The organism is Streptomyces monomycini (genome assembly GCF_022271435.1).
GTDB classification, from domain to species: Bacteria; Actinomycetota; Actinomycetes; order Streptomycetales; family Streptomycetaceae; genus Streptomyces; species Streptomyces monomycini.
The window spans coordinates 139,668-154,437 of sequence record NZ_JAFIQY010000010.1 but is presented as its reverse complement, the minus strand read 5'-3'; the positions used below and the strand labels follow the sequence as shown (position 1 = coordinate 154,437).

At 72.8% G+C, this 14,770-nt stretch carries 16 protein-coding genes; 8 read left to right on the top strand and 8 right to left on the bottom strand.

The window, feature by feature from the left end:
* The first annotated feature begins 99 nt into the window (after nt 1–99).
* Nucleotides 100–1,401, top strand: a complete 1,302-nt coding sequence (locus JXZ78_RS15145) for a M20/M25/M40 family metallo-hydrolase (RefSeq protein ID WP_030024286.1) — start codon at nt 100–102, stop codon at nt 1,399–1,401.
* 212 nt (nt 1,402–1,613) lie between these two features.
* On the opposite strand, the gene JXZ78_RS15140 is transcribed toward JXZ78_RS15145, so the two are convergent.
* Nucleotides 1,614–2,189 carry a TetR/AcrR family transcriptional regulator gene (locus JXZ78_RS15140; RefSeq protein WP_030024287.1) on the bottom strand — a complete coding sequence of 192 codons (576 nt, stop codon included), beginning with the start codon at nt 2,187–2,189 and terminating at the stop codon, nt 1,614–1,616.
* Nucleotides 2,190–2,259: 70 nt separating this feature from the next.
* Between JXZ78_RS15140 and JXZ78_RS15135 the strand changes: the two genes are divergently transcribed.
* From JXZ78_RS15135 to JXZ78_RS15125, 3 genes are all read left to right on the top strand, one after another.
* Complete coding sequence (locus JXZ78_RS15135; RefSeq protein ID WP_030024289.1) at nt 2,260–2,862, top strand: dihydrofolate reductase family protein; 603 nt, start codon at nt 2,260–2,262, stop codon at nt 2,860–2,862.
* Nucleotides 2,863–3,034: 172 nt separating this feature from the next.
* Nucleotides 3,035–4,246, top strand: a complete 1,212-nt coding sequence (locus tag JXZ78_RS15130) for a MerR family transcriptional regulator (RefSeq protein ID WP_106968920.1) — start codon at nt 3,035–3,037, stop codon at nt 4,244–4,246.
* A 63-nt stretch (nt 4,247–4,309) separates the two neighbouring features.
* Nucleotides 4,310–4,936: a TetR/AcrR family transcriptional regulator gene (locus JXZ78_RS15125; RefSeq protein WP_050502986.1), complete on the top strand. Its 627-nt coding sequence runs from the start codon at nt 4,310–4,312 to the stop codon at nt 4,934–4,936.
* 8 nt (nt 4,937–4,944) lie between these two features.
* On the opposite strand, the gene JXZ78_RS15120 is transcribed toward JXZ78_RS15125, so the two are convergent.
* From JXZ78_RS15120 to JXZ78_RS15110, 3 genes are all read right to left on the bottom strand, one after another.
* Nucleotides 4,945–6,150, bottom strand: coding sequence for an NAD(P)/FAD-dependent oxidoreductase (locus tag JXZ78_RS15120; RefSeq protein ID WP_030024292.1), 1,206 nt, complete (start codon nt 6,148–6,150; stop codon nt 4,945–4,947).
* Nucleotides 6,151–6,319: 169 nt separating this feature from the next.
* The gene (locus JXZ78_RS15115; protein WP_238783117.1) at nt 6,320–7,207 is read right to left on the bottom strand and encodes a sulfite exporter TauE/SafE family protein; all 888 of its coding nucleotides are present in this window, start codon (nt 7,205–7,207) and stop codon (nt 6,320–6,322) included.
* A gap of 52 nt (nt 7,208–7,259) precedes the next feature.
* The gene (locus JXZ78_RS15110; RefSeq protein ID WP_030024294.1) at nt 7,260–8,045 is read right to left on the bottom strand and encodes a GntR family transcriptional regulator; all 786 of its coding nucleotides are present in this window, start codon (nt 8,043–8,045) and stop codon (nt 7,260–7,262) included.
* Nucleotides 8,046–8,305: 260 nt separating this feature from the next.
* Here JXZ78_RS15110 and JXZ78_RS15105 point away from each other — a divergent pair, with 260 nt between their 5' ends.
* The gene (locus JXZ78_RS15105; protein ID WP_030024295.1) at nt 8,306–9,778 is read left to right on the top strand and encodes an MBL fold metallo-hydrolase; all 1,473 of its coding nucleotides are present in this window, start codon (nt 8,306–8,308) and stop codon (nt 9,776–9,778) included.
* Here JXZ78_RS15105 and JXZ78_RS15100 read toward each other — a convergent pair.
* Nucleotides 9,738–10,148 (bottom strand): hypothetical protein, encoded by a 411-nt coding sequence (locus JXZ78_RS15100; protein ID WP_030024296.1) that lies wholly within the window; start codon nt 10,146–10,148, stop codon nt 9,738–9,740. The genes JXZ78_RS15105 and JXZ78_RS15100 overlap by 41 nt on opposite strands.
* Nucleotides 10,149–10,819: 671 nt before the next feature.
* Here JXZ78_RS15100 and JXZ78_RS15095 point away from each other — a divergent pair.
* Complete coding sequence (locus tag JXZ78_RS15095) at nt 10,820–11,335, top strand: AMP-binding protein (RefSeq protein WP_238783116.1); 516 nt, start codon at nt 10,820–10,822, stop codon at nt 11,333–11,335.
* Nucleotides 11,336–11,355: 20 nt separating this feature from the next.
* On the opposite strand, the gene JXZ78_RS15090 is transcribed toward JXZ78_RS15095, so the two are convergent.
* Both JXZ78_RS15090 and JXZ78_RS15085 read right to left on the bottom strand, forming a co-directional pair.
* Nucleotides 11,356–11,772, bottom strand: coding sequence for a recombinase family protein (locus JXZ78_RS15090; protein WP_030024299.1), 417 nt, complete (start codon nt 11,770–11,772; stop codon nt 11,356–11,358).
* Nucleotides 11,773–11,954: 182 nt separating this feature from the next.
* Complete coding sequence (locus JXZ78_RS15085) at nt 11,955–13,151, bottom strand: helix-turn-helix domain-containing protein (protein WP_238783115.1); 1,197 nt, start codon at nt 13,149–13,151, stop codon at nt 11,955–11,957.
* 212 nt (nt 13,152–13,363) lie between these two features.
* On the opposite strand from JXZ78_RS15085, the gene JXZ78_RS15080 reads away from it, so the two are divergent.
* Nucleotides 13,364–13,630, top strand: coding sequence for a hypothetical protein (locus tag JXZ78_RS15080; protein WP_050502990.1), 267 nt, complete (start codon nt 13,364–13,366; stop codon nt 13,628–13,630).
* 49 nt (nt 13,631–13,679) lie between these two features.
* On the opposite strand, the gene mscL is transcribed toward JXZ78_RS15080, so the two are convergent.
* On the bottom strand, nt 13,680–14,198 hold the full coding sequence (gene mscL, locus JXZ78_RS15075) for a large conductance mechanosensitive channel protein MscL (protein WP_030024305.1): 519 nt from the start codon (nt 14,196–14,198) through the stop codon (nt 13,680–13,682).
* A gap of 166 nt (nt 14,199–14,364) precedes the next feature.
* On the opposite strand from mscL, the gene JXZ78_RS15070 reads away from it, so the two are divergent.
* Nucleotides 14,365–14,634, top strand: a complete 270-nt coding sequence (locus JXZ78_RS15070; RefSeq protein ID WP_157851740.1) for a hypothetical protein — start codon at nt 14,365–14,367, stop codon at nt 14,632–14,634.
* Nucleotides 14,635–14,770: the final 136 nt, after the last annotated feature.

Below are 14,770 nucleotides of genomic sequence, written 5' to 3'. Positions count from 1 at the left end.
CCGGTGTGCCGGGAGGGGCGGTCCCGGGCGGCGTTTTCCGGCCCGCCGCGGCCGGTCCGAGCCTCGCCCGCGCGTCCGTTACATGATCAAATGCAACGTATGAGCGATAGCGCGCGTGACTCCGTACTGGCCCCGCTCGACGCCCGCATGGCGGACCTCGAATCCCTCTACGAAGACCTCCACCGGCACCCCGAACTCGGCTTCCAGGAGACCCGTACGGCAGCCGAAGCCGCCCGCCGCCTGACCTCGTACGGCTACGAGGTCACCACCGGCATCGGCCGGACGGGCGTGACGGGCGTGCTGCGCAACGGCCCCGGCCCGGTCGTCCTGCTGCGCGCCGACATGGACGCCCTCCCCGTCACCGAGCGCAGCAGCCTGCCGTACGCCTCCGCCGTCCCCGGCGTCATGCACGCCTGCGGCCACGACGTGCACGTCACCTGCCTGGCGGGCGCCGCCGACCTGCTGGCGGCGGGCCGGGAGCACTGGTCCGGCACCCTGGTCGTGCTCTTCCAGCCCGCCGAGGAGGTCGGCGACGGGGCCCGGGCGATGATCGAGGACGGCTTGTTCGGGGCGGCGGCGGACGGCTCCGCTGCTCCTTCTGATGCCGGTGCCGGTGCCGATGGGCAGGGGCGGGTGCCCACGCCCGACGTGGTGCTCGCCCAGCACGTCGCCCCGCTCGGCGCGGGCCTGATCACCTACGCCCCCGGCGCCTGTATGGCCGCCTCGGACAGCCTGAAGATCACCTTCCACGGGACCGGCGGTCACGGCTCCCGACCCGAGACCGCCGTCGACCCGATCGTGATGGCCGCCGCCTTCGTCCAGCGGCTGCAGTCCGTCGTCGCCCGCGAGGTCGCCCCCAAGGACCGCGCCGTCGTCACCGTGGGCTCCTTCCAGGCCGGGGACGCGCCCAACGTCATCCCCGACCAGGCGGTGGTGCAGCTCAGCGTCCGTACCTTCGACGAGGACGTGCGCAGCCGGGTGCTGGCGGCCGTCGACCGCATCGCCAGAGCGGAGGCCACCGCGTCCGGCGCGGAGCGCGAGCCGGAGACCGAGGTGCTGAACACCTTCCCCGTCACCCGCAACGACGACCGCACGCTGGAGCGGGTCAACGCCGCCTTCACCGACCACTTCGGCGCCCAGCGGCTGTTCGGCTACGAACCGGCCGCCGGCAGCGAGGACGCCGGGCTGATCGCCACGGCCGCCGGCGCGCCGCTCTACTACTGGTGGCTGGGCGGCTGGGACCCGGACGAGTTCCGCGCCGCGATGTCCTCCGGACGCCTCGCCCAGGACATCCCCTCCAACCACTCGCCGCACTTCACCCCGGTCAAACAGCCCACCCTGACCATGGGCGTCCAGGCGCTCACCGTTGCCGCACTGAGCCACCTGGAGCCGGGCAAATAATCTCCCGCGTGCCCAGACGTACGTAGGCCACTCACCCCTGGACGGCCAACGCCACCAGGACAGCGGGCCCCACGGCCCAGGGGAGCGCTCCCGCGACGGCGGGGGCGGTGCACAGGGGGGTGGTGATCAGGGTCGGCAGGATGGAAGCGACGGCCAGGCGGGCGCGGGTCCGGGCGCAGGTACGAGTGGGACGTCGGGTTCAAGTACGGGCGTCAGGGGGCCACGATGCGGTCGACCGCGGCGTACACCAGCTCTTCGCGTTCGGTTTCCGAGAGGACGTCGGGCAGGGTGAGCTGTTCGACGATGAGCCAGTTGAAGGCCAGGTACAGCAGCCGGACGGCGGTCGCGTCGCCGGGCAGGCCGGATGCTTCGTGGTAGGCCACGTTGGCGTCGAGGTCGGCGCGGACGCGCTCGGTCAGCACCGCGCGCAGCGCGGGGCGGCGGGTGGCTTCGAGGCGTAGTTCGAGCAGTGCCAGGTAGCCGGTACGGAACGAGCTGACCCGGCCGACCAGCTCGCGCATCAGCATGGCGTACGTCTCCCGGTCGGGCGTGGCCTGCCGCTGCCGCGCGATCGTCGCCTCGTCCGGCTGGAGGCGTTCGTAGACCCGGGCGCCCGCCTGGGTGAGCAGGTCGTCGCGGTTGGCGAAATAGTTGGAGGCGGTGCCAGGGGGGACGGCGGCCGCGTTGTCCACCGCGCGGAAGGTCAGGCCGCGGGCGCCTTCCCCGGCCAGCACCTCGATCGCGGCGTCGACGAGTGCCGCCCTCCGCTCGTCGTTCCTGCGGACCATTGACACCACTCCGTTCGTAGTACTACGTTCTCACCACTTCACTTGGAGCACTATGGATGGAGTCGTCGGTATGCGCAAGCTGGTCTACTACGTTGCCGTCAGCCTGGACGGCCGTATCGCGGGTCCCGGCGGAGAGTTCGACTTCTACCCTGCGGGCGACGAGCAGCAGGCCGCCGCGTACAGCGCGTGGTGCAACGCCCGCTACCCGGAATTTGTCCCCACCGCGATGCGCGACGCCCTCGGCCTCGCCGACACGCCCAACCGGCGCTTCGACACCGTACTGATGGGACTCGGCAGCTACCGCCCCGCGCTGGACGCGGGCATCACCAGCCCGTACGCGCACCTGCGCCAGTACGTGGTGTCGAGCACGCTCGCGCCGGACGCCGACCCCGCCGTGACCGTGGTCCGTGCGGACCCGCTGGCGCTGGTCCGTGACCTGAAGAAGGAGGAGGGCCGGGAAGGGCAGGGGCGGGACATCTGGCTGTGCGGCGGTGGGCGGCTCGCGGGCGCGCTGCTGCCCGAGATCGACGAACTGATCATCAAGAGCTATCCGGTGGTCGCCGGGGCCGGGATCTCCGTGTTCGACGGGGAGTTCGATCCGACCGTCTTCGACGTGACCGACCGGGCCTCGTTCGACAACGGCGTCACGGTCACTCATTTCGCCAGGCGGTGACCGCCTCCGTCCCGCCCTTGACCTTGCCCTTGGGGGAAGACGCAGCCTCAGGTCTGCGGGGCCGACCCCGCACGAGGAGGGTGAACGGGTGCGTGACGACACGGGGCTGGGCCTGGGGCCGCAAGTGGCGGCCGGGACGGGTGAGACGGGCGGCGGGGGAACGGGGCGGCTGCTGAGCATCGGAGCGTTCGCCAGAGCGGCGCGGCTTTCGCCCAAGGCGCTGCGGCTCTACGGCGAACTGGGGCTGCTGCCGCCCGCCCACGTCGATCCCGTCAACGGCTATCGGCGCTACGCGCCCGCCCAGTTGGAGCGCGCCCGGCTGGTCGCCTGGCTGCGCCGGCTCGGTATGCCGCTGGCCCGTATCCGGGACGTGTGCGAGCTGGCCGCGGGACCGGCCGCCGAAGCGGTGTCGGCGTACTGGGCGCAGACCGAGGCGGACACCGCCGCCCGCCGCGAACTGGCGGCCTTCCTCGTCGACCACCTGAAAAGGAAGGACGAGGCCATGACGGACATGTCCACGACCGCCCCGAGGCCCGAACGCCGACCGCTACCGCTCGGCATCCGCTACGCGGCCCTCTCGGACACCGGGCTGGTCCGGGAGAGCAATCAGGACACCGCCTACGCGGGCGACCGGCTGCTGGCCGTGGCCGACGGCTTCGGCGGGGCCGGGGCATCCGCCGGGGCCGCGGCCGTCGAGGCGCTGCGCGGCCTGGAGAGCTTCGACGGCGGGACGTTGCGCCCCGGCGACCTGCTCAACGTACTGGCGGACGCGGCCGGGCAGGCGAACCGTTCCGTACGGGGTGTCGTGACGGCCGCGGACGCGGACCACGCCGGCACCACGCTGACCGCCCTGCTCTGGACCGGCTCCCACCTGGCCCTCGTGCATGTGGGCGACTCGCGGGCGTACCTGCTGCGCGGCGGCGGGCTGTTCCAGATCACGCACGACCACACCCACGTCCAGTCGCTCGTCGAGGAGGGCCGGCTGACGCCCGAGGAGGCCGAGTCGCATCCGCAGCGCGCGCTGCTGTTCCGGGCGCTGGACGGCAGTGACGGGGTCGAGCCGGAGGTGGGGCTGCGGGAGGCGCGCCCCGGCGACCGCTACCTGCTCTGCTCGGACGGACTGTCGGCGGTGGTGTCCTCCGACGCCGTACGGGAGGTGCTCGGCGCGGCCCCCGGCCCCGGCCGGGCGGTACGGGACCTGGTGGCGCTGGCGCACGAGGCGGGGGCGCCGGACAACGTGAGCTGTGTGGTGGCGGATGTGGTCACGGACGTGCCGGTGGGCGGCAGCACGGATGTGCCGGTGGGTGGGGGTACGGATGTGGCGATGGGCAGGGGTACGGACGTGTTGACGGACGGGGGTACGGACGTGTCGGCCGCCACGTAGCGCCGAGGCGCGCGGGTATCGTCCGACGACGTCTCCGATTCCGTACCTGCTGCTGGAGCCCCCGTGAACGATCCGGAAGCGCACGAACCGGCCGCTGACGAAGCGTACGAACCGGCCGCCGACGGGCTCCGTTCCGCCGGGAAGCACGAGCGGCAGGCGCTGATCGAGGCCGCTCTGCGGGTCGTCGCGCGGGACGGTGCGGCGGGCGTCACCCACCGCACCGTCGCCCACGAGGCGCAACTGCCCACCGCGGCCGCCACATCCGCCTTCGAGAGCGCCGACGCGCTGCTCACGGCCGTGCTGACCAGTGCGATGGAGCAGGAGACCGAACGGGTACGGCAGCTCACCGCCGCGCCCGTCGAAGGGCCGGACGCGGCGGGCGGGCACGGCGACAAGCGGCGGATGCTGGCGCGCCTGACAGCCGGGTCGCTGGAGGACCGGGGGCTGCTGCTCGCCGAGTTCGAACTGTGCCTGCTGGCCGCCCGCCGCCCCGAACTGCGCGGCCACATCCGCCGCTGGTCCGAGGCGCTCGCCGGCTTCGCCCGCCTCCACACGCGGGACCCGATGCGCGTCGCGCTCTTCACCCGCGCCTACGAAGGGCTGCGCCTCCAGGCCCTGCTGGCCGACGATCCGCCTGCCGCCGAGGAGTTCGAGGCGATGCTGTGGGAGCTGCTGCCGGACGAGGGGTAGGCCTCCGCTCAGGCCAGGCCCTTGAGCATCCCCTTGAAGTACAGCTGCGGCAGCCCGTACCGCTTCAGGAACCACATGTCGGTGCGTTCCTTCGTCGTGTCGATGAACGGGATGGAGGGCGCCGGTTCCAGGTCGTAGTCGAACTCGGCGAGCAGCATCTTGTGGCGCGCGGTGACCAAGGGGCAGGAGGTGTAGCCGTCGTAGCGGGCGGTGGCGGGCCGTCCGCGCAGTCCGGCCCGCAGGTTGGCGACGACGACCGGGGCCTGTTTGCGGATCGCCGCGCCCGTCTTGGAGGTCGGCAGGTTCGCGACGTCACCGATCGCGAACACCTCGGGGAAGTCGGGGTGCTGGAGCGTCTCCCGGTCGGCCTTGGCGTAGCCGAAGGGCGAGGCCGGGTCGGCGAGCGGGCTGTCGGCCACCCACTGCGGCGCGCGCTGCGGCGGTACGGCGTGCAGCAGGTCGTAGCGGATCGTTTCCTTGGCGCCGGTCGCGTGGTCGACGATCTCCGCCTCCCGCGCGGCACCGTCCACCTGCGTCAGCTCCGACTGGAGCCGCACCTCGATGCCGTACCGCCGCGCCGTCTCCTGGAGCGCCCGGTCGAAGACCGGCACTTTGAACATGGCGGGCTCGGGCAGCACCAGGATCGTACGGATACGGCCCAGCAGCCCTCGCTTGCGCCAGTAGTCGGCGGCCAGGTACGCGATCTTCTGCGGGGCGCCGCCGCACTTCACCGGTCCGGACGGCATCGTGAACAGTGCCGTACCGCGCTGGGTGCGCCGGATGAAGTCCCAGGTCAGCGGGGCGAGATCGGGGCGGTAGTTGCTGGAGACACCGCCGTGGCCGAGGGCCTGCGCCAGCCCCGGTATGCCGTCCCAGTCCAGGCTCAGCCCGGGGGCGAGCACCAGCCGGTCGTACGAGACCGTCCGCCCCGAGGCGGTGCCCACCGTACGCGCGGCCGGGTCGACGGAGACGGCGGACTCGCGCAGCCACCGCACACCGGGCGGCATGACCTCCGCCTCCGTACGCAGGGCCGCCCGCAGCGGCGCCTGACCACCGCCGACCAGCGTCCAGAGCGGCTGGTACCAGTGCGTCTCGGAAGGCTCCAGCACCGCGATGTCACGCAGTCCGGCGCGGCGCAGCCGGGCGGCCACGGTGATGCCCGCGGTGCCGCCGCCGATGATGACGACCTGGTGGTGCGTCGAGGCGGAAGTCATGGTTCTTTCCTCCTGAGGTCGAGCTGGGATCGGGGACCGGATGAGGGGGTCGGGAGTCGGGGGCCGGGGGCCGGGGGTCGGATGAGGGGGTCGGGAGTCGGGGGCCGGGGGCCGGGGGTCGGATGAGGGGGATCGGGGGGCGGGCCGCCATGGTTCGGCCGTGGCCGGGTCACAAGCGGGGGATGCTGGTCACCGCCATCGACACGGCGAGCACCGTGACCAGCGACGCGAACGCCGTGGACAGGGCCTGCGGCCGCAGCCGGGCGGCGAGCCGGTTGCCGAGCCAGCTGCCGAGCGCGGCACAGGCGGCGAAGGAAGCCAGCAGCGGCCAGTCCAGGCCGCCCGCCCCGGCCCGGGTGGCGAACGCCGTACCGGAGTTGACGAGGATGACCAGGAGCGACGTGCCGATGGCGACCGGCATCTCCAGGCCGAGGACGAGGGTCAGCGCCGGCACGACGACGAAACCGCCGCCGACACCGAAGAAGCCGGTCAGCAGGCCGACGGCGGTCGCGGTGACACCGATGCGCAGAGCGGCGGCCAGGCGGGGGGCGGGGCGGGCGGCGAGCGGTGATCCGGAGGCGGTGGGAGACGCGGGGGGCGTGGCGGCCGTGCGCGCAGGGGCCTTCTCCCGTTCGCGCCACGCCCGTACGAGCATCACCGCCGCCACCGCCAGCATCAGCCCGGCGAACGCCGTCATCAGGACGGTCGGGTTCAGCGACGCGCTCCAACGGGAGCCCAGGAACGTACCGGCAGTGCCCAGCCCGCCGAACGCCGCACCCGCCCCCCAACGGACCCGGCCCGCACGGGCATGACAGGCCAGGCCGGACGCCGCGCCGATCCCCACCACCACCAGCGCACCCGCCGTGGCCTCGTGCGGGGTCTGGTGCAGCAGGTAGACCAGCGCCGGTACGGCGAGGATCGAACCGCCACCGCCGAGCGCGCCCAGCAGCAGCCCGATGACCAGCCCGCAGGGCAGCGCCGCCCAGGCTAGAAGCGGCATCGCCGGGGGCGGGTCGTCGGCGGCACCGGCCACGCGGCGGTGTGTGGCGCGGGCCACCACGCGGTGTGTGGTGCGGGCCGCGTCGCGGGGTGCGGTGCGGGTCCGGCCGTCATGACGGACACGAGGCGCGGGGCGCCAGTTCGACCGCGTGGCTGTCGCTCGACCACTCGGCGACGAAGGCGAAGCGGTCGCCGCGTACGACGGTCTCGCGCCACTCCACCGGCCGCTCCCCGGAACGCCCCAGCCGCTCGATGGCGAACGCGGGCTCACGGTCGGCCAGCCCCAGCAGCCACGCCTGCCGGATGTCGGGCAGAAAAGGGTGGATGCGTTCCCGGCCGCCGGTGACCTTGATCCCGCAGCGCTGCTGCAACTCGCCGTACAGCGAGGTGTGCCGGAAGTCGGCGTCGAGCAGCGGCTCGGCCACCTCGGCGGGCAGGTACGTGGTGTCGTGGGCGAGCGGTTCGCCGTCCGCCAGCCGGAGCCGTTCCAGTACGACCAGCGGTGCGTCCGGAACGAGTCCGAGCTGGTCGGCGACCGGGCCGTCCGCCGTCCGCTCCAGCCGCAGCACCTCGCTGCGCTGCTCCACGCCCTGGCCCTCCAGCTCGCGGAAGAGGCTGTAGAGGGAGCCGAGCGGCTGCTGTATGCGCCGGGTGTTCAGACGGCTGGCGCGCCCGCGTTCGGCGATCACCAGACCGTCCGCGCGCAGCTTGCGCAGCGCCTCGCGCACGGTGTGCCGGCTGACCTCGTACTCCCCGGTGAGCCGGTGCTCGGCCGGGAACTCCTCGGCGAACTCGTCCGCCTCCATACGGCGCCGCAGGTCCTCGGAGAGCTGGGCCCACAGGGGCAGCGGGGAGCGCCGGTCCAGGGGACGCGGGCCCGGGGGGTGTTCGGTCATGAGGGCGCCTCCGGGGGTGCGAGGGGTTCGCGGGGTTCGCGGGGTGTGAGGGCTGCGAGAGGTTTGACGGGTGTGGTTGGTACGGGCGGTTCGAGCGAGCGGTACGGGTGGGGCGTTCCGTCTCGTCACCCGCCTCCGTACCGGCCCCCAACTTGTCGGCGCCGACGGCGCATGCCTAATGTACGTACATCCGTGCATCCGCACAACACACTCCCCGCGGGGCTCGTGACGGCGGGCCCGCAGGACCACGGAGGTCGACCGTGCATTTCGCGCAGTACTACCTCGACTGCCTCTCCCAGGCGTCGTACCTGATCGGCGACAAGACCACCGGACGTGCCGTCCTCGTCGACCCACGCCGCGACATCGACGACTACCTGCGCGACGCGGAGGCGGCCGGACTGCGCATCGAACTGATCATCGAGACGCACTTCCACGCCGACTTCCTCTCCGGACACCTCGAACTGGCCCGCGCCACCGGCGCCACCATCGCCTTCGGCGAGGCCGCCGAGACCGGCTACCCGATACGGCGGCTGCGCGACGGCGAACGGATTTACCTGGGAGGCGGACCGGGCGACGGATCGGGCGGTGAAACGGGTGGCAGAACGGGCAATGGAACGGGCGGTGGAACGGGTGACGGACCGGGCGGTGAAACGGGTGACGGACCGGAGCCCTCCGGCGTGACCCTCACCGTCCTCGCCACCCCCGGCCACACCCCGGAATCCATCTGCCTCGTCGTCCACCAACACCCGGAGGCGGCGGAACCGTACGGTGTCCTGACCGGCGACACGCTCTTCGTCGGCGACGTGGGGCGCCCCGACCTGCTCGCCACGGCCGGCCTGACGCCGCAGGACATGGCGGGCCGCCTCTACCGCTCCCTGCACGGCAAACTGCTCACCCTCCCGGACGCCACCCGCGTCTTCCCCGCCCACGGCGCCGGTTCGGCCTGCGGCCGCAACCTCTCCACCGAGACCACCTCCACCATCGGCGACCAGCGCCGCCACAACTACGCCTTGCAGCCCATGCCGGAGGCCGAGTTCATACGCCTGGTCACGGCCGGACAGCCCGCCACCCCCGGCTACTTCGCGCACGACGCCGCCCTCAACCGCGACGGCCACCCGCTCCTGGACGCCGCGCCGCCCGCCGCGCTCACCCTCGACGAGGCGCTCGCCGCCTGCCGGGACACCGGCGCGGTCCTCCTGGACAGCCGCCCCCTCGCCGCCTACACCGCGGCGCACTTCACCGGTTCGCTGCACATCAGCCTGGACACCCGGTTCGCCGAGTACGCGGGCAGCGTGGTGGCGCCCGGCACGCCGATCGTCCTCGTCAGCGACCCCGGCACGGAGGCCGAGGCCCGCCTCCGCCTGGCCCGCATCGGTTACGACCACGTCCTCGGGCACGTACCCGACCCGGCCGCCGAACTCGCCCGCCACCCCGAGCTGGTGTCCCGCAGCCGCCGCCTGTCGCCCGGCGACGTGCCGGCCGAGGGCGTCCAGCTGATCGACGTCCGCAACCCCGCCGAGTACGAGACGGGCGCCCTGCCGGGCTCCCGCAACCTGCCCCTCGCGAGCCTTCCCACCAGCTGCGCGACGCTGGACGCCGACCGTCCGGTGGTCCTCTACTGCCGCAGCGGCGGCCGCTCCGTGATCGCCGCCGCGCTGCTGGAGGCCCGCGGCTTCCGGGACGTACGGGACGTCATCGGGGGCTACGAGGCGGCCGCGGCCACCTGCGGCTGACGCGCCACGGGATGCGCCGCTCCCGCGGGGCGTGCGGCTTCCGCCGGTCCCGCGGGGCAGGCCGGTCCTGCTGGTTCCGCCGGTCCTGCCGGTCCTGCCGGTCCTGCCGGTCTTGCTGGTCCTGCCGGTCCTGCGGGTTCCGCCGGTTTCGCGACAGGAGGGCCAGGCAGGCGGCCGCGCACCCGGCCGAGGCCAGGCGCAGCGCGCCGTCCGGATCCGAGCCGGCCGGTGCGAGGCCCGGCCCGGCCGCCGCCATCGCGGCTGCCGGTAGGAGGAAGACCGTTCCCGCACCCGGTACGGACATCCCCAGCACCCCCTGGAGCACGAACGGAACCACGAAGAGGAGCACCACGGTCGCCGCGTTCGCCACGCACCGGCCGAAGCGAGCGCGACGTAAGGCGCGTCACGGAAGAGGCCGAGGTCGTTCAGCGGCGCGCACGACCGGCGCTCGGCCCGTACGAACACCACACCGAACCCCAAAGCGCCCGCCGCCCACCCGCACGCCTGCCACCACACCCCCACGCTCTCTACAGTCATCACCGAACACACCGGCACCCCGGTCCCCATGACCATCGATCCCCACCGACCTCGACCACCCCGGACGACCCAGAAGCCCCGCAAACTCCAGACGCCCCAGGCGCCCCGGACGTCCTTGCCGCGGTCCAGACGAGCCACCACCCCGCCCCGGAGCCCCACCACCCGGGCATCACCCGCATGACACGACTCGTCATTCCCCTCAGACCTCGGACAACCGATCCACCTCTCACGCCACGCCACGCCACGCGGCTCGGCGCGGCGCAAGTACGTACGGACGAGGAAGGTGAAGGCGGGGGATTGGGTGTGCCGGAGACGGGGCAGAGACGTGGGGGTGCCGTACGGGCACCTACGGTCTCTCACGAACACGTCGCCCGAGGGGCACGAGAAGCGACGCCTTCCGGGGCGTCGCGAAAGCGGCGGCTACGGGGCACAGGACGTGCCGTACAGCGGACGTTCAGCAGTTGTTGATCGCTGATCTTCAAGCTGGTCCACATGTTGCGCCGTGTGATCTCCGAGCATGAGGAAACGACCCGGGAAACGCAGGAGCCCCCGGCGTCCCCGTCCCCGATGGCCCTCACCTGGCACGGTGAGCCGGGACGTCACGAGGAGCTGACCCACACCATGCTCATGGGCCAGGCCAAGCGGGCGGCCGCTGCGCTGGCCCGGCTCGGCGTACGGGCCGGCGACCCGGTGGCGGTCCACCTGCCGCTGGTGCCGGAGTCCGTCATTGCCACCCTCGCCTGCGGCCGGCTCGACGCCGTCCGTACGACGCTGCCGGTCTACCTGACCGTCCCGGAACTCGCCGAGGCGGCCCGCGCGTCCGGCGCCAAGGTGATCATCACCGCGGACGCGGCGTTCTGGGACGGCGCGGTGCGCCCGGTCAAGCCCGTACTGGACCGCGCCCTGCGCCGCGACTGCGCGTGGGTACGGTCCGTCCTGGTCGTCAACCGCACCAGCCGCCCGGTCTCCTGGACAGCGGGCCGCGACCACTGGTGGCACGAGGCCCTCGCCACCCGCTGACACCCGGCCCGGCCGACCAGCTACTCCAAGGGCTGCCGCCCCACCGGTACCCACGCGTACCCGGCCCGCGCGTCGCTCCGGCCGTTCTCGTCGCTCTCGCCGAACGTCGTGACCGAGAACCCGCCTGCCTCCGCCACGCGCCCCTGGAGCGCGAGCCGCCCCTCGACGTCGTGCGCGAACCGGTTCCAGTGGTGTACGAGACAGAACGCGCGCCGGCCCACCACCTGGCGCCCCAACACGCCGACCAGCGCCCCCAACTCGGGACGCTCACCCCCCAACGCCGCATCCCCGAAATCCACCCACCACCCGGCAACCTCCCACCCCTGCCGCTCGGCATAGGTGCGACACCCGGCCAAGCGCAGCTCCAACATCGCATGTGACCGCGTGGCACAGCGGTCGTAGACGAAGGCGAGCGGGGGTGTGGTGGCACCGGTCATACCTGGCTCCTGGTGGTTCACGGAGCGGCACCGTCTCCGCCCCGGTCCGGGAACGTGCGGGCGCCGCGTCATGCGGAGCACGCTAGGTATCGGCGCCGTTCCGGACCAGGGACGCCCTGGCCCATGTCGCGTCCGTGGTAGGGCGGCGGGGCCCAGGTGCTGGAACGGTGGGGCAGGGTGTCCTACCCACCGACCCCCAGCCGGTCGGCGAGCCTCAGCACCGGCGCGTCCCGGCGCCCGGCGCTCTCGCGCAGCTCGGTGACGAGGCGGCGGGACGTCGAGTGGTAGCGCATCCACTCGGGCGCGTCCCGCTCGGCCATGAGCAGGGCACGCGTCGCCGCCTTGTCGTCTTCGAGGTCGTGATGGGCCAAGGCCCGGTCGACGTGGAAGCGGGCCCGCCACGTGGGCGGGAGGGAGGCGAGGTCGGGCACAGCGCGGGCTTCGCGGACGGCGCGCTCGCTCTGCTCCATCTCCACCAGGAAATTGACCTTGGCGACACCGGTGTTGGTCGGGCCGAAGGGGACGGCGTAGACGATCTGGTCCTCCCCGATCAGCTCGGCGGCCGCCGAAGCCATCCGCAGGAGGTCGGTGACCGCGGCATGCCGCTTCTGCCGCACGGTGGCGGTGGCGGCGCGCAGCAGCAGGATGCCCCAGAGCGCGACGTCCCGGGGCGGCGAACGGAAGCCCGGCTCGATCGAGTCCGCGCGGACCATCGCCACGCGCTCGGCGTCGGCGAGGCGGCCCTGTTTGGTGAGCACCCAGCTCAGGGTGGATGCGGAGAGGGTCTCCAGGTGCGGGTCGTCGGAGAGGCGGACCGCCGCGAGGGAACGTTCCATGGCGGTATACGCCGCGTCCTCCTTGCCCAGCGCGGTCAGCGTCGTGGCGGCGACCTGGTAGGCGACGGCCAGCACGGAGTTGGCGGCGGCCGCCTCCGCACCGGTGAAGGCGTGGGCAGCCGTGCGCGCGTCGCGGATCAGGCTGGGCAGCAGGACACCGATCTCGCCCATCCGGCCTTCGCGCCTGATGCTCTCCGTGGACCGGAGCGCTGCGCGCAACTGGCCGATGGTCGGCGGTTCCTCGTGATCCTCGTCGTCCCCGAGGAGATCCGAGACCGGCGACACGGCGCGGCGCAGGGCCAGGACCGACGGGGCTTCGTCCTGAGCATCCTGCTGGATCTCGAAGGTCCCGGGCTGGCCGACGAGGTGGGACGGCTCGGTGTCCAAAGCGGCTGCGAGGGCGTTGATGCTGGACAGCCGTGCCGTTCTGCGGCGGCCCTGCTCCAGTTTGCGGACGACGTCCACCGAGAGGCGGGCCGCCTCGGCGAGCTGCTCCTGCGTCAGGCCACGGCGCAGCCGGAGCCGAGCCAGCCGGTCGCCCATCCCTGCTTCGTACGCGGCACTCATGAAGCCCCCCGCCGGAAGGTGTTCCGGCCACGGTACGCCCGGCAGCCCGGCGGGCCGCAAACGTACGGAGGCCGAGGCGGCGCCTGCCCGGGCCGCCCCGGGCCTTTCTCCGGCGGCCGTACCCTGGAGGAGTGAGTACGACCCCCGAACCCCGGCCCGAGGCCGACGCGGAGCCGCAGGAGTGCCCGGTGTCGCAGGAGACTGCGGAGACCGAGGAGACCGAGGAGACCGAGGAGGCCGCAGAGACCGCGGCACCTTCCGAGCAGTCCCCGCGGGTCCCGCAGACGCCGCCGTCCCCGCAGCCCGCGGCACACGCGGCGCTGATTTTCGACGACCCGTTGAGCCGGCGGTCGTCGGACGACACCGACCGTGGCTGGGGCGAGCGCCCGAGCCGTACGGACAGCGCTGCCGACCTCGCGCGCTTCCTCGACGAAAAGCCGCCCCACCACCTCTGACCGAGGCGCCGGGACGGCTTCGTGGGACCGTGGTCCGTCGTGGCGTCCGTTACTGCGTCTTCTGCGTGACGACCGAGCCGGTGCCGCCATGTCCGGGCGAGTTCGTGGACGAACCGGACAGCGAGCCGTTGCGCTGCGCCACGAGCGCGTCGCGGATCTCCATCAGCAGTTCGACCTCGGTCGGGTCCGCCGGGCCGTCGTCCACCGGCTTCTTGGCGTCCTGGCGGGCCTTCCACTTGTTCATCGGCAGGATCATGAGGAAGTACACGACCGCGGCCGTGATCAGGAACGTCAGGACGGCGCTGAGCACCGAGCCCCACAGGATGTAGATCCCGTCCGTGTAGTCGCCGGTCTTGGCGTTCGTGGAGCAGGTGGTGAGGCAGGTCTTGTAGTGGTCGAGGTTCTGCGAGCCCAGGGCACCGACGATCGGGTTGATCACGCCCTTGACCACGGCGTTCACGATGTTCGTGAACGCGGCTCCGACGACCACGGCCACCGCGAGCTCGATCACGTTGCCGCGCATCAGGAATTCCTTGAACCCTGACAGTACGCCCGTCTTCCCGCTCACCTGACAGCCTCTTTCCACACTCACTACGAACCGTGCAACGAACAGCACCGCAACCTACGGCAGGGCAGGGCGAGGCTGTCCAATCCCATGACCTGAACCGATGAGCGGACAGAGCGTCCGTACGGATCGGCGCCGCGTCCCGGCCGGCCGGGGGAGAGCCTTCCCCATGGCACGCCGGACGCACCCCGCCACTCTCGCCAGTGTCGCGCGCATATCGGGCAAAGGCCACTCGATCTTCGCCGGGCGCGGTCGGGGCCGTCATGACTGTCCCCAGCCCGGGTGGCCCTCGGGCGCCGGGGCGGCACAGGCGCCCGAGGAGCCCGAGGCGCGGCCCTCGCCGCTCTGGTGGGCCGTGGCGGTCAAGGCCGCCGCGGTCATCGCCAGCCCCGCCGTCATGGTGTGCCGACGGCGCCGTACGGCCCGGCGCAACCGGTGACGCCCGCCCCGCGCCCTTACGGGAGTGAAGTGCGCAACCTCACACGGCGGAGGGAGGGGGAGGGGAGGAGTGAGATGGAGGTCGAGGTCGAGGTCGTGGGGCACGGTAACCACCGCCTGCGGTGCCGGAATCGGTG

Excerpts from the sequence above, each read along its gene's own strand:
- JXZ78_RS15145 (WP_030024286.1), top strand. The coding sequence starts at position 100 with ATGAGCGATAGCGCGCGTGACTCCGTACTGGCCCCGCTCGACGCCCGC.
- JXZ78_RS15140 (WP_030024287.1), bottom strand. The coding sequence starts at position 2,189 with ATGGTCCGCAGGAACGACGAGCGGAGGGCGGCACTCGTCGACGCCGCG.
- JXZ78_RS15135 (WP_030024289.1), top strand. The coding sequence starts at position 2,260 with ATGCGCAAGCTGGTCTACTACGTTGCCGTCAGCCTGGACGGCCGTATC.
- JXZ78_RS15120 (WP_030024292.1), bottom strand. The coding sequence starts at position 6,150 with ATGACTTCCGCCTCGACGCACCACCAGGTCGTCATCATCGGCGGCGGC.
- JXZ78_RS15110 (WP_030024294.1), bottom strand. The coding sequence starts at position 8,045 with ATGACCGAACACCCCCCGGGCCCGCGTCCCCTGGACCGGCGCTCCCCG.
- JXZ78_RS15090 (WP_030024299.1), bottom strand. The coding sequence starts at position 11,772 with ATGACCGGTGCCACCACACCCCCGCTCGCCTTCGTCTACGACCGCTGT.
- JXZ78_RS15085 (WP_238783115.1), bottom strand. The coding sequence starts at position 13,151 with ATGGGCGACCGGCTGGCTCGGCTCCGGCTGCGCCGTGGCCTGACGCAG.
- JXZ78_RS15070 (WP_157851740.1), top strand. The coding sequence starts at position 14,365 with ATGGCACGCCGGACGCACCCCGCCACTCTCGCCAGTGTCGCGCGCATA.